Source organism: Pseudomonas sp. B20(2017) (assembly GCF_002113125.1).
Lineage (GTDB): Bacteria > Pseudomonadota > Gammaproteobacteria > Pseudomonadales > Pseudomonadaceae > Aquipseudomonas.
The window spans coordinates 109858-127774 of record NZ_NEJP01000012.1; the positions used below are offsets into that span (position 1 = coordinate 109858).

At 62.0% G+C, this 17917-nt stretch carries 17 protein-coding genes; 5 read left to right on the plus strand and 12 right to left on the minus strand.

What is annotated here, in order from left to right:
- The first annotated feature begins 15 nt into the window (after window positions 1-15).
- From CAF63_RS18390 to CAF63_RS18405, 4 genes are all read left to right on the plus strand, one after another.
- On the plus strand, window positions 16-777 hold the full coding sequence (locus CAF63_RS18390) for an SDR family NAD(P)-dependent oxidoreductase (RefSeq protein WP_085687140.1): 762 nt from the start codon (window positions 16-18) through the stop codon (window positions 775-777).
- Between the two features lie 12 nt (window positions 778-789).
- Window positions 790-1983, plus strand: a complete 1194-nt coding sequence (locus CAF63_RS18395) for an acetyl-CoA C-acyltransferase (RefSeq protein ID WP_085687143.1) — start codon at window positions 790-792, stop codon at window positions 1981-1983.
- A 142-nt stretch (window positions 1984-2125) separates the two neighbouring features.
- On the plus strand, window positions 2126-3253 hold the full coding sequence (locus tag CAF63_RS18400; protein ID WP_085687145.1) for an acyl-CoA dehydrogenase: 1128 nt from the start codon (window positions 2126-2128) through the stop codon (window positions 3251-3253).
- A gap of 14 nt (window positions 3254-3267) precedes the next feature.
- Complete coding sequence (locus CAF63_RS18405; protein ID WP_085687147.1) at window positions 3268-4041, plus strand: enoyl-CoA hydratase; 774 nt, start codon at window positions 3268-3270, stop codon at window positions 4039-4041.
- Window positions 4042-4130: 89 nt separating this feature from the next.
- Here CAF63_RS18405 and CAF63_RS18410 read toward each other — a convergent pair whose 3' ends face one another.
- From CAF63_RS18410 to argH, 11 genes are all read right to left on the minus strand, one after another.
- Window positions 4131-5282, minus strand: coding sequence for an acyl-CoA dehydrogenase family protein (locus tag CAF63_RS18410; RefSeq protein ID WP_007951276.1), 1152 nt, complete (start codon window positions 5280-5282; stop codon window positions 4131-4133).
- 3 nt (window positions 5283-5285) lie between these two features.
- Window positions 5286-6392 carry an enoyl-CoA hydratase/isomerase family protein gene (locus CAF63_RS18415; protein WP_085687149.1) on the minus strand — a complete coding sequence of 369 codons (1107 nt, stop codon included), beginning with the start codon at window positions 6390-6392 and terminating at the stop codon, window positions 5286-5288.
- Window positions 6393-6582: 190 nt separating this feature from the next.
- The gene (locus CAF63_RS18420; RefSeq protein ID WP_085687151.1) at window positions 6583-7269 is read right to left on the minus strand and encodes an HPP family protein; all 687 of its coding nucleotides are present in this window, start codon (window positions 7267-7269) and stop codon (window positions 6583-6585) included.
- A 158-nt stretch (window positions 7270-7427) separates the two neighbouring features.
- Entirely contained in the window at window positions 7428-8606 is a 1179-nt protein-coding gene (locus CAF63_RS18425) for an MFS transporter (RefSeq protein ID WP_085687153.1), read from the minus strand.
- 171 nt (window positions 8607-8777) lie between these two features.
- On the minus strand, window positions 8778-10130 hold the full coding sequence (locus CAF63_RS18430) for an MmgE/PrpD family protein (protein WP_085687155.1): 1353 nt from the start codon (window positions 10128-10130) through the stop codon (window positions 8778-8780).
- Window positions 10127-11017: a polysaccharide deacetylase gene (locus tag CAF63_RS18435; RefSeq protein WP_085687157.1), complete on the minus strand. Its 891-nt coding sequence runs from the start codon at window positions 11015-11017 to the stop codon at window positions 10127-10129. The genes CAF63_RS18430 and CAF63_RS18435 overlap by 4 nt, the downstream gene beginning before the upstream one ends.
- Window positions 11010-11858 carry a polysaccharide deacetylase gene (locus CAF63_RS18440; RefSeq protein WP_085687159.1) on the minus strand — a complete coding sequence of 283 codons (849 nt, stop codon included), beginning with the start codon at window positions 11856-11858 and terminating at the stop codon, window positions 11010-11012. Before CAF63_RS18440 ends, CAF63_RS18435 begins: the two co-directional genes overlap by 8 nt.
- A gap of 163 nt (window positions 11859-12021) precedes the next feature.
- Window positions 12022-12846, minus strand: coding sequence for an ABC transporter substrate-binding protein (locus CAF63_RS18445; RefSeq protein ID WP_085687161.1), 825 nt, complete (start codon window positions 12844-12846; stop codon window positions 12022-12024).
- Window positions 12847-12885: 39 nt separating this feature from the next.
- Complete coding sequence (locus tag CAF63_RS18450; RefSeq protein WP_007951284.1) at window positions 12886-13650, minus strand: amino acid ABC transporter ATP-binding protein; 765 nt, start codon at window positions 13648-13650, stop codon at window positions 12886-12888.
- A gap of 10 nt (window positions 13651-13660) precedes the next feature.
- Complete coding sequence (locus tag CAF63_RS18455) at window positions 13661-14539, minus strand: amino acid ABC transporter permease (protein ID WP_085687163.1); 879 nt, start codon at window positions 14537-14539, stop codon at window positions 13661-13663.
- Between the two features lie 150 nt (window positions 14540-14689).
- A complete protein-coding gene (gene argH, locus CAF63_RS18460) occupies window positions 14690-16117 on the minus strand; it encodes an argininosuccinate lyase (protein WP_085687165.1) in 1428 nt (475 codons plus the stop codon).
- A 298-nt stretch (window positions 16118-16415) separates the two neighbouring features.
- Between argH and CAF63_RS18465 the strand changes: the two genes are divergently transcribed.
- On the plus strand, window positions 16416-17381 hold the full coding sequence (locus CAF63_RS18465; protein WP_085687167.1) for a LysR family transcriptional regulator: 966 nt from the start codon (window positions 16416-16418) through the stop codon (window positions 17379-17381).
- On the opposite strand, the gene CAF63_RS18470 is transcribed toward CAF63_RS18465, so the two are convergent.
- Window positions 17365-17892: a GNAT family N-acetyltransferase gene (locus tag CAF63_RS18470; protein ID WP_085687169.1), complete on the minus strand. Its 528-nt coding sequence runs from the start codon at window positions 17890-17892 to the stop codon at window positions 17365-17367. The two genes, CAF63_RS18465 and CAF63_RS18470, sit on opposite strands and share 17 nt — an antisense overlap.
- Window positions 17893-17917 lie beyond the last annotated feature (25 nt).

Sequence of the window (17917 nt, forward strand, 5' to 3'; positions counted from 1 at the left end):
TCCAAGGAAACTGTCATGCAGATCGAGAACAAGGTTTTTATCGTCACCGGCGGCGCATCTGGCCTGGGTGCCGCCACCGCTGAATTGCTGGTGAGCGCCGGCGCCAAAGTGATGCTGGTGGACATGAACGCCGACGCCGTCGCCGCCCAGGCCCAGCGCCTCGGCGCGCAGAGCGTGGTGGCCGACATCAGCAACGAAGCCGCCGCCGAAGCCGCCGTGCAGGCGACCGTGAAAGCCTTCGGTAGCCTGACTGGTCTGGTGAACTGCGCCGGCATCGTTCGCGGCGAGAAGATCCTCGGCAAGAACGGTCCGCACGCCTTGTCCAGTTTCGCGCAGGTGATCAACGTCAACCTGATCGGCAGCTTCAACATGCTGCGTCTCGCAGCGGCAGCGATTGCCGAAAGCGAAGCCAACGCCGACGGCGAGCGCGGTGTGATCATCAACACCGCGTCGGTTGCGGCGTTCGACGGCCAGATCGGCCAGGCCGCGTATTCGGCGTCCAAAGGCGCGATTGCCAGCCTGACCCTGCCTGCCGCCCGCGAACTGGCACGCTTCGGCATCCGCGTGATGACCATCGCCCCGGGCATTTTCGAAACCCCGATGATGGCCGGCATGACCCCGGAAGTGCGCGACTCGCTGGCCGCTGGCGTGCCGTTCCCGCCGCGTCTGGGCAAACCTGCCGAGTACGCCGCGCTGGTGCGGCATATCATTGAAAACAGCATGCTCAACGGCGAGGTGATCCGTCTCGACGGTGCCTTGCGCATGGCCGCCAAATAAGGAGGATTTCCCATGACCATCTCCAACGATCCGATTGTCATCGTCAGCGCCGTCCGCACCCCGATGGGCGGTTTTCAGGGCGAACTGAAAAGCCTGACCGCGCCACAACTCGGCGCTGCCGCGATCAAGGCTGCGGTCGAACGCGCCGGTGTCGCCGCCGATGCGGTCGATGAAGTGCTGTTCGGCTGCGTACTGCCGGCCGGTCTCGGCCAGGCGCCTGCGCGTCAGGCTGCGCTGGGCGCGGGGCTGGATAAATCCACCCGCTGCACCACGATCAACAAGATGTGCGGCTCGGGCATGGAAACCACGATTCTGGCCCACGACATGCTGCTGGCCGGCAGCGCCGATGTGGTGATCGCCGGCGGCATGGAAAGCATGTCCAACGCGCCGTACCTGCTGGATCGCGCCCGTGCCGGTTACCGCATGGGCCACGGCCGGGTGCTGGACTCGATGTTCCTCGACGGCCTCGAAGACGCCTACGACAAGGGTCGCCTGATGGGCACCTTCGCCGAGGATTGCGCCGAAACCAACGACTTCAGCCGCGAGGCTCAGGATGCTTTTGCCATCGCCTCGACCACCCGCGCCCAGCAGGCGATCAAGGACGGCAGCTTCAAGGCTGAAATCGTTCCGCTGACTGTGACCGTCGGCAAAGAACAGGTTGTGATCAGCAACGACGAACAGCCGCCAAAAGCCAAACTGGACAAGATCGCCTCGCTGAAACCGGCGTTCCGCGAGGGCGGTACCGTGACCGCAGCCAACTCCAGCTCGATCTCCGACGGCGCCGCGGCGCTGGTGCTGATGCGTCAGTCGCAAGCGCAGAAACAGGGTCTGAAACCGCTGGCGGTGATTCACGGCCACGCAGCCTTCGCTGACACCCCGGGCCTGTTCCCGGTGGCACCGATTGGCGCGATCAAGAAGCTGATGAAGAAAACCGGCTGGTCGCTGGATCAGGTCGATCTGTTCGAAGTCAACGAAGCCTTCGCCGTGGTCGGCATGGCGGCGATGACCCACCTGGAAATCCCTCACGACAAGCTCAACATCCACGGCGGCGCCTGCGCCCTCGGTCATCCGATCGGTGCGTCTGGCGCGCGGATTCTGGTGACTTTGCTCTCGGCCCTGCGCCAGAAAGGCCTGAAGCGCGGCGTCGCGGCGATCTGCATCGGCGGCGGCGAAGCTACGGCGATGGCCGTGGAATGCCTCTACTAAAGCTCGTGCATCTCCGATTGTGGGAGCGGGCTTGCTCGCGAAAGCGTCCTATCAGCCAACACTTACTGTGCTGATCCACCGCTTTCGCGAGCAAGCCCGCTCCCACAGGTGATAGGCGGTGCCAATAGAACAAGGATTCACCATGATTCCCAACGAAGACCAAACTCAAATCCGCGACATGGCCCGGCAGTTTGCCGAGGAACGGCTCAAACCGTTCGCCGCCGAGTGGGATCGCGAGCACCGTTTCCCGAAAGAAGCCATCGGCGAAATGGCCGGGCTGGGCTTCTTCGGCATGCTGGTGCCGGAGCAGTGGGGCGGTTGCGACACGGGTTACCTGGCCTACGCCATGGCCCTGGAGGAAATCGCTGCTGGCGACGGCGCCTGCTCGACGATCATGAGCGTGCACAACTCGGTGGGTTGCGTGCCGATCCTCAAGTTCGGCAACGACGACCAGCGCGAGCGTTTCCTCAAACCGCTGGCCAGCGGCGAGATGCTCGGTGCCTTCGCGCTGACCGAACCGCAAGCCGGATCCGACGCCAGCAGTCTGAAAACCCGCGCGCGCCTGGAAGGCGATCACTACGTGCTCAACGGCTGCAAACAGTTCATCACCTCCGGGCAGAACGCGGGAATCGTGATCGTGTTTGCGGTCACCGATCCAAGTGCCGGCAAGCGCGGGATCAGCGCATTCATCGTGCCGACCGACTCGCCGGGCTACAAAGTCGCCCGGGTCGAAGACAAGCTCGGCCAGCACGCTTCGGACACCTGCCAGATTCTGTTCGAAGACGTGAAAGTGCCGGTGGCCAACCGGCTGGGCGAGGAGGGCGAGGGCTACAAGATCGCCCTGGCCAACCTCGAAGGCGGGCGCGTCGGTATCGCTTCGCAATCGGTGGGCATGGCCCGCGCCGCGTTCGAAGCGGCACGCGATTACGCCCGTGAACGTGACACCTTCGGCAAGCCGATCATCGAGCATCAGGCCGTGGCGTTCCGCCTGGCGGACATGGCCACCCAGATCGCCGTGGCGCGGCAGATGGTGCATTACGCCGCCGCCCTGCGTGACAGCGGTCAGCCGGCGCTGGTCGAAGCGTCGATGGCCAAACTGTTCGCCTCGGAAATGGCCGAAAAGGTCTGCTCCATGGCCTTGCAAACCCTCGGCGGTTACGGTTACCTCAATGACTTCCCGCTGGAGCGCATCTACCGCGACGTGCGGGTCTGCCAGATTTACGAAGGCACCAGCGACATTCAGCGCATGGTTATTTCGCGCAATCTTTGAGAAGGAATCTGCACATGAGTTACGAAACGATTTTGCTGGAAACCCATGGCCGCGTCGGCCTGATCACCCTCAATCGCCCGCAGGCGCTGAATGCCCTGAATGCGCAACTGGTCAGCGAAGTGAACCGCGCGCTCGATGGTTTTGAAGCCGACGCGAACATTGGCTGCATCGTCATCACCGGCTCGACCAAAGCCTTTGCCGCCGGCGCCGACATCAAGGAAATGGCTGATCTGACCTACCCGCAGATCTACATGGACGACCTGTTCAGCGACAGCGATCGCGTGGCCAACCGCCGCAAGCCGATCATCGCCGCCGTCAATGGTTTTGCCCTCGGTGGCGGCTGTGAACTGGCGCTGATGTGCGACTTCATCCTGGCCGGCGACAACGCCAGATTCGGCCAGCCGGAAATCAACCTCGGCGTGCTGCCGGGCATGGGCGGCACCCAGCGCCTGACCCGCGCCGTGGGCAAGGCCAAGGCCATGGAAATGTGCCTGAGTGGACGTTTGATCGACGCGGTGGAAGCCGAGCGTTGCGGCATCGTCGCGCGCATCGTGCCGAGTGCCGAGTTGCTGGATGAAGCGCTGAAAGTCGCAGCGGTGATCGCCAGCAAATCGTTGCCGATTGCGATGATGGTCAAGGAAAGCGTCAACCGCGCGTTTGAAGTGAACCTGACTGAAGGCGTGCGCTTCGAGCGCCGGGTGTTCCATGCGGCGTTTGCGACGCAGGATCAGAAGGAAGGGATGGCGGCGTTTGTGGCCAAGCGGCCACCTGAATTCCAAGGCAAGTAACGCGGCGATTCCATCGCCAGCAGGCTGGCTCCCACATTGGATTTGTGATTACACAAATCCCTGTGGGAGCGAGCTTGCTGGCGAAGCTTTTAGAGCTGGTAGTTCTTCAACTCCCGAGCAATTACCATCCGCTGTATCTCGCTCGACCCCTCATAAATCTGGGTAATCCGCGCATCCCGGTAGTATTTCTCCACCGGGTAATCCTCCAGATACCCATACCCGCCATGAATCTGAATCGCTGACGAGCACACCTTTTCAGCCATTTCCGACGCAAACAGCTTGGCCTGCGAAGCCTCCGACAGACACGGTTTGCCCGCCGTACGCAGCCGCGCCGCATGCAGAATCATCAAGCGTGCCGCGTTGATCTGCATCTGCATGTCCGCCAGCAGATTGGCGATGCTCTGGTGTTCGACAATGGCCTTGCCGAACTGCACCCGATCACGGGCGTAACCCAGCGCCGCTTCGAATGCCGCACGGGCGATGCCCAATGCTTGCGCCGCGATGCCGATGCGTCCGCCTTCAAGGTTGGAGAGGGCAATGGCCAGGCCTTTACCGCGTTCACCCAACAGATTCGCTTCAGGAATGCTGCAATTGTTCAGCGTCACTGCGCAGGTGTCGGAAGCGCGGATGCCCATCTTGTGTTCGGTACGGTCAACGATGAAGCCCGGCGTATCAGTCGGCACCAGAAACGCCGAGATACCGCGCTTGCCCAGATCCGGATCAGTCACCGCAAACACAATCGCCAGTTTCGCCCGCTTGCCGTTGCTGACAAATTGCTTGGCGCCGTTGATTACCCATTGCCCGTCGCGCAGTTCGGCGCGGGTGCGCAGGTTGTGCGCTTCGGAGCCGGCCTGGGGTTCGGTCAGGCAGAAGCAGCCGATCACCGCTCCGCTGGCCAGATCCGCCAGCCAGGTCTGTTTCTGTTCTTCGCTGCCGTAGTTGAGCACCGGCCCGCAGCCCACGGAGTTGTGGATGCTCATGAACGCGCCGGTGGCGCCGTCACCGGCGGAAATCTCTTCCACCGCCAGCGCGTAGGCCACGTAGTCGACGTAAGTGCCGCCCCATTCCTCCGGCACCACCATGCCCAGCAGGCCGAGTTCGCCCATCTTCGCCACCAGAGCGTCATCGATCCAGCCGGCCTTTTCCCAGGCTTGCGCGTGGGGCGCGATTTCGCCACGGGCAAAGTCCCGGGCCATGTCGCGGATCATTACCTGGTCTTCAGTCAATTCGAGATCGTGCATGGCTCAGCTCCCGCTCCCTTCGAAACCGTGGAAGAAACTCTCGACCTGCTCGGCGTGCAGCGCAGCCAGGGTCGGCGGGTTCCAGCGCGGTGATTTGTCTTTGTCGATCAGCAGGGCGCGCACGCCTTCGATCAGGTCGCCGCGTTCGAACCACTGGCGATCCAGATGCAGTTCCAGGGCGAAGCAGTGTTCCAGGCTCAGGTGCCGGCCACGACGGAGCATTTCCAGGGTCACACCCATGGCCAGCGGCGAGCGGGTTTCCAGCAGGTCGGCGGTGGTGGTCGCCCATTCATGGCTGTCGGCGACCGTGACGGCGCGCAGTTGCTCGACGATGCTCGGCACATCGGGCAACGCGAAGAAGTGGTCGATGGCCGGGCGCAAGGTTTCCAGCGGCGCATCCGGCAGGGTTTGCACGGCGTGGCGGGCCAGCAGGTTTTGCAGGTCTTTGAGCGGCGTGTCGTGCCATTGCAACTGGTCGAGCTGTTCGTCGAGGGTGCCGAGTTTGCTGCTGTCCAGATACCAGTCGGCGAGGCCGCAATACAGCGCATCCGCCGCACGGATCTGCACGCCGCTGACGCCCAAATAAATCCCCAGCTCGCCGGGAACCCGCGGCAGGAAATAACTGCCACCGACATCCGGGAAATAGCCGATCGCCACTTCCGGCATCGCCAGACGGCTCTTCTCTGTGACCACCCGCAGATCGGCGCCTTGCACCAGGCCCATGCCGCCGCCGAGGACAAAACCGTCCATCAGCGCCAGTACCGGTTTGCGGTAGTGGTGGATCGTCAGGTCGAGGGCGTATTCCTCGACGAAGAAATCTTCGTGCAGCGTGTCGCCGCTTTTATGGCTGTCGTACAGGGATCGAATGTCGCCACCGGCACAGAAGGCTTTCTCGCCGGCACCGCGCAGCACGACCGCGTGGATATCGGCATCGGCGGCCCAGGCGTCCAGGTGTTGCTGGAGCTGGCGCACCATGTCGAGGGTCAGGGCATTGAGGCCGGCGGGGCGGTTGAGGGTCAGATGACCGATGTGATTGCGAACCTCGGCCAGCACTTCGTGTGGCGTGGCATCCATGGACGAAGTCCGCGGGGATGAAGCCTGAGCAGTCATCACTAACTCCCTGCTTTTATTGTCTTTATTCGAGAAGCTCGCGCGCGAGCGTTACCGGATCGTAACAGTGCAAATTTGCCGTGTACAACGGGGATATGTGCACGGGCTGTCTGCATTTTTGCCTTAGGCCAAATGCACGGGATCGCGGCTTCTTTTCAATCGACAACGCTGACAGGGACAGGCTACGGACTCAGCGGAACACCTGGCCAATGCTGCGCCGCTTGGCATGCAGTTCACTGGCATGAATCAACTGCTCCAGATCCTCCGGCGTCACATCGATGAACGCCTCCATATCGGCCAGTGCCAGTTTCAGATCCTCGGCCGTGATGGACTGAATATCCACCGGTGCCACGGCTGGCGCGGGCTCGGCGGGGCGTTTCGGATAGCGAATGCGGGTCAGGTTGTTGTAGGCCAGTGCGGCCAGCAGCAGGCAGGCGGCGCTGAGCATCACCGGTTCCAGGGCTTTCCAGTCCATGGCGATGGTCATCGGGTCGGCCAGCACCATCGTCAATGCCACAGCGCCGGCCGGTGGGTGCAGGCAGCGCAGCCAGCACATCAGGATCAGCGCCATGCCTGCGGCGAGACACGCACTGCCCAAGGTTCGGCCGAGGACGTGGGCCACCAGCAACGCGACGACGCCCGCCCACAGGTAGCCGCCGATGATCGACCACGGCTGGGCGAGGGCGCCGGACGACACTGCGAACAACAGCACCGCCGAAGCACCCAGCGGACCGATCAGGTGGTAGGCCACTTCAATGCCGAACACCTGACTGCACGCCCACACGCTGAACAACGTGCCCAGGGCCATGCCGATGGCGGCGCGGCTCCATTCGGTGGGGCGGGTGTTGATGGCGGCGGGCAACCAGCGAGCGAGCATGCAGGATCGATCCTTTTACGAAATTCAGGGCAAAAAAAAGGACTTGTCCGTAAGCGCGGAAAGTCCTTCGAAGTGTTCCAACTATTGGGGGAGGAACGCGCTCAGTGTGCCAAGCAAACACGATGCTGACAAATTCATATAAATGCAGCTTCAGTGCATTATTTATGCAGTAAAGCCACGCGGCGTCCGCTCATGAAGCACAGGAACCCGCCCATCGCGGTCAGCGCGCTGAGGGCATAGAACATGGTTGGCGCCGGCGTGTGCATCAACAGGAAACCGCAGATCACCGGGCTCAGTGCGCCGCCCAGCGCCGCGAGGTTCTGCGCGCCGTAATAGCTGCCGCGCAGTTCTTCCGGGGCCAGGGTGTCGACGAACAGGAATTCCGACGGGTAAATGATCATCTCGCCGAGGGTGAAGATGAACATCGCGATGCACCACGTCGCCAGGCTGTCCGCCAGGCTGAATCCTATCAATCCAACGATGAACAGGCTGGTGCCGGCGGCGATCCAGTAGCGCAGTTTTTCCCGGTTGAGGAAACGACCGATCTGGTATTGCAGCAGGATCACCGCGATGGCGTTGCAGGCGAGCAGGGCGGCCATGGTTTGCAACGCACGCTGCGAATCCTCGACCACCAGCAGGTATTGCGACAGGTACAGGGTGAAGCGGCCATGGACCACGGTGCTGAGCAGGCAACCGCAGGTGAACATGATCAACGTACGGTCGTTTTTCAGGGTAATCAGGGTTTTCAGGAAGCTTTGTGGCTGGCCGATGGCGGCGACGGGGCTGGCGTCCTTGGGGATGCCGATCATCAGGAATATGCTGCCAAAAGCGATGCCGGCAGCAATCAGGAACGGCGCAATCGGATACACCCCGGCGATCACCACGCCAAGCATCGGGCCGGTGGCGTAGCCGATGTTGGTCAGGGTATAGCGCAGGGAAAACGCCTTGGCCCGCTGACCCATGGGCAGGTTTTCACTGAGGATTGCTTTTGAGCCGATCAGGAACAGCGCCGAGGCGGTTTCGGTGATGACCAGGGTGGCGGTCGTCAGGTACAGGTCTTTGGCGAAGGTCAGCAACACGAAGCCGATGGCACTGGAGAGCATCGCCAGAATCAGCAACCGGCGCTTCTCGAGCCGGTCGATGATGTAGCCGCCGTAAAGCGCAAGCAGGGTGGCGATGAACACCGCGATGCCCAGCAACAACCCGACGTCCTGTTGGTTGAGGCCGAGCTTGTTGCTCAAAAACAAGGTGAGCAGCGGACTGGTGATGGCGCGGCTGACGACGATAGTCAGCGAAACGATCATCAGGCGGCGGATAACGAGCGAGTAGGTGGCCACGGAAAGTCAAATGTCCTTATCAGTTATTTTTGTGCCTGGCTTCAGACCGAGTTGACTGCATCGCGAGCAGGCTCGCTCCCACAGGTATCGTGGTGGAAACCGTTTTTGTGAACACCTCGAACCAATGCGGGAGCGAGCCTGCTCGCGATGAGGCCAGTTCAAACGACACATTCATTCCATCAGCCACCGTTCCAGACCGCCCACCGAATCCAGCGTCTCGAGCCGCCGCAGTTGATCGAGCAGGCCTTCAGCCTTTTCCTGCGCCAATGCCCGCAACGCCAGACTGAAAAACTTCTCCTCCAGCGCCGCCTCGCTCAACGGATTGCCCGGCGCCCCCAGCGGTACCTCGACACACAGGCTCGCCTGACGCCCATCGCGGGTTCGCACAACGACCACCGGCTCGCCATCCTCCGACAGTCGCTCATCCACTTCAAGGCGAATGCGCGTCAGCCAGTGAGCGATACGCGGATCATTGCGTGGCTGTTCATCGTAAGCCTCAAGCCGGCAATGACCGTGCACCAGCCGCGCAGCGAGGGCGTAGGGCAGACTCATCTGTGCGGCCGCCAGACTGCGGGTATCGCGACCGCCGCACATGTCGCGAAGAAACCCGCACAGGTTCACCTGGACGTCTTCCACCTGATCCGCGCCGACCTGCAATTGCTCCAGCAAAAAGCCGAGCGCATCAATGGCCGAATGGGTGCCACGGCACGCGGCATAGGGTTTGATCGAACAGCGCGCGAGTTTCCAGACTCGTCCCAAATCAGCATCCAGCGCATCCGGTTGCGCGCTGCCCGGCGCGAGAGTCTTGAGAAATCCGCCCCAGACATCCTCGAACAACACCGACGGCCCACTGACGCCTTCACGTGCAAAACGCGCCGCGAGCAAACCACCCTCGGCCGCACGACCGCTGTGCAGTTTCTTGCTTTGCGAACCGTCGTGGATGAACGCCCACAACCCGCCGCTGAAGCTGCCGGCGATGCCCAGCGCCGACACGGTTTGCCCGACATCCAGCGCAAAGATCCGTGCACAGGCCGCCGCCGCGCCGAACACGCCGCAAGTGGCGGTGGAATGCCAGCCGGCGCCGTTGTGCGCCGAATAACTGCCGCAGGCTTCCAGCACCCGCCGGCCGATTTCGTAGCCGATGACCACGGCGGTGATGAACTCGCGACCGTCCACCGCCCGATCCACCAGCGACAACGCCGCCATCACCGCCGGCAACACCACCGCGCCGGAATGATCGCAACCGCCGGTGTCGTCCAGCTCCAGCGCATGGGCGGCGATGCCGTTGAGCAAGGCCGCATGTCCCGCGCCGACGCGCAATGACGAACCCCAGACCAGCGCGGTGCCCGGCTCTGCGCCGAACACCTGCCGCGCCTGAAGTGCGACCGCACTGTCGGCCCCGGCCAGCGCTGCGCCGAAGGTGTCGAGAATGTGTCGCTTGGCCTGTTTCACCAACGCTGGCGGGAGGTCTTCAAACCGCGTTTCGACGCAAAACTGCGCCAGTCGCTGCATGCGTTCCGTCATACGAGGTAGTCCCGATAATGGCGCTCGTATACCGAGGCCGGATGATCCTGCGTAACCGGCGCCGCGGTTTGCGCCCACCACTGCGCGACTTCGGCGCCGGTGGCGATCCACACGTCGTCGTGTTGCTGAATGCCTTGCAGCAATTCGCGCAGCACGCCGATGCGCCCCGGCGTGGCGATGATTTCCGGGTGCAGGCGCAGCACGTAGCACAGGCCGAACCGGTAGAACCCGACGAAGTCCATTTGCAGGTTGCCCAGGGTGTGGCTGTAGGAGGCAATCCGCGATTGTGCCGGCGGCACGGCCGGGCTGAGGTTGAAGGCGAAGTAAGGTTCGTCTTCCAGTTCGTAGTGCAGCGGCAACTCGACCACTTCGGGTGCGGTCGGGTGCAAGAACGGCAGGTCATCGCCACGCCATGATGACGACCAGTGAATACCGTGACCTTTCAAGGCGTCGATGAAGCCCGGCGCGCCGTTACCGGCGGGAATCCGGAAACCGGTCGGACGCACGCCGGTCAAGGCTTCCAGCGCTGCGCAGCCTTTGGCGATTTCCGCACTCTGCGCTGCCAGATCCAGCGTGTCGTAATCCTGATGGCGGTAACCGGCGCAAGCGATTTCGTGGCCGTCAGCCTGTATCGCGGCGATGTGCTGCGGGTTTTCCTCGGCAACGATGCCGGGCACGAACCAGCTGCTGCGCACTCCGAGTTCGCTGAATAGGCCGAGCAAGCGCTCGACGCCCCGTTGCGTGCCGTAGCGCCACACCGACAGCGTCTTGTCGCGCCCGGCGACTTCAGGGGCCTGGGTGAGAATGCCGTGGATGTCGTTGTAATCGACGGTCAGCACCACCGCGCAGCGTTTGCCGGCGGGCCAGAGGTTTTCAGCGTCAGCCATGGTGATGCTCCTTCAGCCACCAGCGGGCGACGTCGCGGCAGGTGGCGAACCACACGTCTTCGCGCTGGCGCATGTGTTCGAAGAGTTTCTCCAGCAACAGGATGCGCCCCGGTTTACCGGTGATTTTCGGGTGGAACAGGGTGGTCAGGCACAGGCCTTCGTTCATCGCGCCGTCGTACTCACGCTGCCAGTTGTCGAGGGTCAGCTCGTAGCTGGCGGTGCGGTCGAGCCCGGACGGAAAATTCGGTGCGCGGGTGTAGGCGAGCGAGGCGTAGTCGTCCATTTCCCAGCGGCCGGGGATCTCCACCAGCGGCGTGTCGTGGCCGGGGACGTTGACCAGATACGGGCGATCGTCGCCGCGCATGCTGCTGGAATAGATGACGCCGTTGTCGGCCAGCATCGCCGGCGTTTCTGCACGCCAGTCACCGGAGGGGGTGCGAAAGCCTTCGGCGCGGATGTGCAGGTATTGCCAGAAGACGTCGCGGGATTTGTTCATCACGGCCTGCTGCTGGTCCAGCGTCAGGGCGTAGAAGGATTCGTGCTTGTAGCCGTGGTAGGCGACTTCATGACCGCGCTCGACGATGGCCTGGCATTGCTTCGGCCAGTTTTCCACGACCCACGCGGGGACGAAGAAGGTGGTCGGGATCTCGAAGTCGTCGAGCAGATCCAGCAGGCGCGGCAGGGCGCGGTAGGGGCCGTAGCCGCCGAAGCCGAAGTATTCGGGCTTGTGCCAGATCGAGCCGTTGAGCATGGCATCGCCGGTCGGGCCGTCGAGGTCGAAGGCCAGGGCGAGGCAGGCTTTGTGCTGGTCGGGCCAGTTGGGTTGGGGTGAACTGAGCATTGGGCGCTCCACACATGCAGGGACGTACGCTGTACCTGTGGGAGCGAGCTTGCTCGCGATAAGGCAATGTCAGTAGACATCACTGGTGAATGACACACCGCATTCGTCGGAATGCCGCCCAGAGCAAGCTCGCTCCCACAATGGAGAGGTGGTGCTGACCGGTTTACTTGCCAGCGTTAATGGTCACGTCCTTGATCGCACCCAGCTCCAGATCCCACTTCTTCAGGATCGCGTTATAGCTGCCGTCATCCACCATGCTCTGCAGCGCCACCTTTACCGCTTCACTCAGCTCAGGCTTCTTCTTGCTCACACCCAGCCCGGTGAACTGTACGGAGATCGGCTGGCCGACCGTCTTGTACATGTCCTTTTCCTGGGTCTTGAGGTACGACAGGGTTTCGCTGCCCTGCATCGCCGCATCGATTCGGCTTTGGCGCAGTTGGGCGCGGGCATCGGCCGAGCCTTCGGTGCCGATCACGTTGATTGCAGGTTTGCCGGCGGCTTCACAGTTCGCCTTGCTCCACTCGGCGATTTCCGCCGGGAAGGTGGTGCGGCGGCTGGTGCCGACTTTCTTGCCGCACAGGTCGATGATCTCGTTGGTCGCGGTGTTTTTCTGCAAGGTGTAGAACTGCGGGCCGCTGGTGAAGTAGTCGACGAAGGTCACGCTGGCTTGACGCTCGGCAGTGTCGGTCATGCCCGACAGGACCATATCCACGCGGTCGGTGGTCAGGGCGTTGATCATTTGCTCGAAGCCGGTTTCCTGCCACTTGATCTTCACCCCGAGGCGTTCGGCCAGGGCGTTGCCCAGGTCGTAGTCAAGGCCGGTGAGCTTGTTGGTGGCCGGGTCCTTGAAATCCATCGGCGGATAGTTGGGCATGATCGCAACGACGATCTCGCCTTTTTCCTTGATGCTGGCCGGCAACTCGGCGGCCACGGCGAAACCGCAAGACATGAGGGAGGTGAGTACTGCTGGAATGACGAAGTTCTTCATGGACGTTCTCTTATGAGTGTTGTGAAGGCCAAAGGGGCCTCAGGTTCGAACGGCAGAAATGAAGCTTTGGGTGCGCGGGTTTTGCGGACTTATTAGTATTTCTTCGGGGCTTCCAGCCTCCACGATCTGCCCGCCGTCCATGAACACCATGCGGTTGGAAACCTCCCGGGCGAAGCCCAGTTCATGGGTGACGACGATCATGGTCATGCCGGTCTGCGCCAGATCGCGCATTACCGACAGCACCTCACCGACCAATTCCGGGTCGAGTGCCGAAGTGGGTTCATCGAACAGCATCAGCTTCGGTCGCATGGCCAGGGCGCGGGCAATCGCCACCCGTTGCTGCTGACCGCCCGACAACTCGATCGGGTAGCTGTTGCGTTTGTCGGCCAGGCCGACCCGGGCCAGCAGTTCCAGGGCTTCTTCGTGCGCCTCCTTGGGCGAACGCTTGAGCACCTGGCACGGGCCTTCGATGATGTTTTGCAGCACAGTCATGTGCGGGAACAGGTTGAAACGTTGGAACACCATGCCGGTGGCCAGGCGCTGGCGGGCGATCTGCGACTCGTTGAGTTCGTGCAACTTGTGCCCGACCACGCGGTAGCCGACCAGTTCGCCGTCGACCCAAAGGCCGCCCTTGTCGATTTTTTCCAGCTGATTGACGCAGCGCAGCAGGGTGCTCTTGCCCGAGCCGGACGGGCCGATGATGCACAGCACTTCGCCTTGCTCGACCTCGATGTTGATGTCCTTGAGCGCGTGGTACTGGTCGTAATATTTGTTCAGGCTCACGGCCTTGACGATGCTTCTCATGACGGATTCCTCAAGAACGCTTGCCGGCGCCGCGAGCGAAACGACGCTCCAGACGGCTTTGACCAAAGGACAGGACAGTGACGGTGGCCAGGTACCAGATACCGGCGACGATCAGCAGCTCCATGACCCGGGCGTTGGCGTAGTAAATGTTCTGGGCGTTGTAGAGCAGTTCCGAGTACTGGATGACGCTCGCCAGCGAGGTCATTTTCACCATGCCGATGAATTCGTTGCCGACCGGCGGAATGATGATCCGCATGGCCTGGGGCAGGATGATCCGGCGCAGCGCCTGCAGACGCGGCATGCCGATCGACTTGGCCGCTTCGTACTGGCCGGTGTCCACCGACAGCAGGCCGGCGCGCACCACTTCGGCGGTGTAGGCGCCCTGGTTGATGCTCAAGCCGAGCAGGGCGGCCACGAACGGCGTCATCAGGCTGACGGTGTCGAGCTGAAACAGACCGGGAATGCCGATGGTGGGGAAAATCAGCGCCAGGTTGAACCACAACAGCAGTTGCAGAATCAGCGGCGTACCGCGAAACAGCCAGGTGTAGGTGACAGCCACGTAGCGCAGGATCGGGTTGGCCGACATGCGCATGATCGCGGTGATCACCCCGAACACGATGCCCAGCGCCATGGCCAGCACGGCCATGATGATCGTGTTGAACAGGCCCCACATGATTGCTTCGGAGGTGAGGAACTGGCCGATGTACGACCACTCGATCTTGCCTTCGGCGAAGGCCCGCACCAGACCGATGATCGCGATGACGATTACGGTGGCGAAGAAGATCCGCCCGTAATAGCGCCGTGGCACGTGCTGGTACTGGGTAATGTCGAACTGGTTTTCCGCCAGTTTACGCTCCGCCTGGAGTCGTTCTGCCTGAGTCTGGCTCATGGTGTTTCTCCGAACTGTACTTTCAAATCCAACACGATCACTGTGGGAGCGAGCTTGCTCGCGAATAGGCCGTGTCAGGCGACATCGAGGTTGAATGACACACCGCATTCGCGAGCAAGCTCGCTCCCACAAGGTTATGTGCCATGGCCGTTAGAGGCGGAAGCCCTGGTAGTTTTCGGTCCACTGTTGCTGCGCGGCGAGGGCGGTTTTCAAGCGGCCGATCTGCTCGCGCACCTGTTGCGGCGCTGTGCCGCCCCAGCCGCTGCGGGCAGCGATGGCAGCTTCCAGGGTCAGGCTGTCACGCACGTCTGCCGTGAGGCGCGGGTCGATCTCGGCCAGCAGCGCCGGCGAGGCTTCCCACAATTCGAGGTCGTGTTTTTCGCAGGCCTGCACCAACGCCCCGGTGATTTCGTGGGCCTCCTTGAACGGCACGCCGCGCACTGCCAGCCAGTCGGCGACTTCGGTGGCGAGGGTGAAACCCAGTGGCGCCTGACGGCGCAGTTCCTCGACGTTGACGGTCATGGTCGCGACCATCCCGGCCATGGCCGGCAGCACCAGCAGCAGGGTGTCGACGCTGTCGAGCACGCCGTTCTTGTCTTCGCTCAGGTCGCGGTTGTACGACAGCGGCAGGGATTTGAGGGTCGACAGCAGGCCGGTCAGGTTGCCGATCAGACGGCCAGCCTTGCCCCGTGCCAGTTCGGCGATGTCGGGGTTTTTCTTCTGCGGCATGATCGAACTGCCGGTGGCGTAGGCGTCATCCAGATCGACCCAGCGGAACTGGCGCGACGACCACAGGCAGAACTCTTCGGCCAGGCGCGAGATGTTGATCCCGAGCATGCTGGCGATGAACAGGAATTCGGCGACGTGATCGCGGCTGGCCACGGCGTCGATGGAGTTTTCGCAGACCCCGGCGTAACCCATTTCCTTGGCCGACTGCTGCGGCTGGCGAGCGATCGCGGAGCCGGCCATGGCTGCGGCGCCGAGGGGCGAAAGCGAGGTGCGCGTGTCCCAATCCACCAGACGCTGCACGTCACGCAACATCGATTGGGCGTGGGCCAGCAAGTGATGGGCGAACACGATCGGCTGCGCCTGCTGCAAGTGGGTGAAGCCCGGGCAGATGCTTTCAACGTGCTGCTCGGCCTGATCCACCAGCGCCGTTTGCAGGGCGAGGACTTCAACGGCCAGGGTGCGGACATGATCACGCAGGAACAGGCGCAGGTCGTTGGCGGTCTGGTCGTTGCGCGAACGGCCAGCGCGCAGCTTGCCGCCCAGTGCGCCGAGGCGTTCGGTCAGCAGGCGTTCGATGAAGGTGTGGACGTCTTCGTCGTCCAGCGTCGGGGCGATGCGTCCGGTAGCGAAATCGGCACCGATGCCGTCCAGGGCTTCAATCATCGTGCGGGTTTCCTGCTCGTCGAGCAGGCCGGCACGTTGCAGTTCCCCGGCGTGGGCCTTGGAGCCGGCCAGATCGTACGGCGTCAGGCGGAAATAGCGCTCGGGGCAACGGGACAGGGCCGCCAGGGCTGCGGACGGGCCGCTTTTGAAACGGGCACCCCAGAGACGGTCGGTGGTTTGAGACATTTGTTGTTTTCCTCGTCGGTAACGCGAACTGAAATCGGTGTGCTGGGCCCTGAAAGTCGCGCTGAAGAGTCAGCGGACAGAATCAGGCCAAAGCAGTTTTCAAGAGGGCAGTTGCAAAGAGGCAAGAGCTGATCGAAGTGTCAGCTTTTAATGTTTGGCGATCAGTGAGTTGGCACTGATGTTCGGGATTTTCTGGCGGTTGCCAAGGCTGGTTTTCTGTGATCATTATTATTAGCCGGCGATGTTTTTGTTGTTGGACACAGATTGTTGAACATTGCGCCAGAGGTAAATCAGCATTATGGAAACCCCACTTTCCAATTCCGGAAACCCACCGGTCAAAACCGCTCACCGGGCACCTTTGGCCCTCAGCGGACTGGATTTCAAACTGCTCAAGGTGTTCAAGGCGGTGGTCGAGGCCGGCGGCTTCAGCGCGGCGCAAAATGAGCTGAACGTGGGCCTGGCCGCGATCAGCAAGCAGATCTCCGACCTGGAAATCCGCATCGGCATGCGCCTGTGTACCCGTGGCCGCGAGGGGTTTCATCTGACCGAGGAAGGGCGTCTGGTGTATCAGGCGTCGATTGATCTGTTTGCTTCGGTCGATAACTTTCGTGACCGGCTTAGTTCTGCGCAGAATGAACTTATCGGCGACCTTGGAGTGGGCGTTATTGACAATACGATCAGTGATGAAAGTTCACCGTTAGTTGCAGCGCTTAAAAAGATCAATGAAGAGTCGCCGAAAGTAAGGTTTCAACTTCAGGCAACGCAGCTGGATGAAGTCGAAAGAGGCGTCGTGGAAGGCCGCTTAGTTGCCGGAATTGTTCCGGTTTATCAACGCCGCGAAGAGTTCGATTATTACCCGTTGTACGAGGAACGCTCGGAAGTCTACTGCGCCATCGGCCATCCGCTGTTCGACCTGCCCGAGACAGAAATGAGCATTGATGTGTTGCAGGAATACGAGTGCATCAACCACCGCTACGCGATCCATCGCGACAAACTGAACTTCGCTCGCTACGACAGTTTTTCCGCTTCGGCGACCCAGGTCGAAGCCGTGGCGTTGCTGATCAAGACCGGGCGTTTCGTAGGATTTCTACCTCGGCATTACGCCGCCACGCTGGTGGCGGCAGGGCAATTTCGCGCGGTGCTGCCGGAGCGGATCAACATCTCCACGCCGTTCAATCTGATCCTGCGGCACAACACCGTGCGCAGTCCGCTGGTCAAGGCATTCGCACAGGCGCTGGGCGTCGATCTCAAGGCGACGGCGTGAGCACCAGGCGCATGGCGCAACGGCGCTCGCCGGGCAATCCATGGGCAATTTCATCACGCAAAACATGGTTCAGATGCGCGCCGGTATCCTCGGCGCTCAATAGCGCAAAACCCATGCGTTGATAGAACGGCGCATTCCACGGCAAATCGCGAAAGGTCGTCAGCGTCACCGCACGAAGTTGCCACAGACGCGCCTGTTCAATCGCCGCCAACAGTAACTTGCGACCGACGCCCCGGCCCTGAAAGTGTTGGCTGACGGACAGTTCCTCAATGTGCAACTGTCGGTCGACAGTCACCGCCCTTAAAAAACCTGCAAGTTGCCCGTCGTTGTTTTCAGCAACCCACAGTTCGCCCCGTTCAATGGCCGGTGAATGCTCCGATGCTTGCGGCACGGCGGCATCCGCCAGCCAGCTCAGCGATGGATCGCGGCGGAACAGTTCAGCGGCGGATTGCTCGATGGCGGGGAGGGCGGTGGCGTCGGCCGCACGGGCCGCTCGCACAGTAAACGTCATGATGCAGATGTCCTTGTCGAAAACA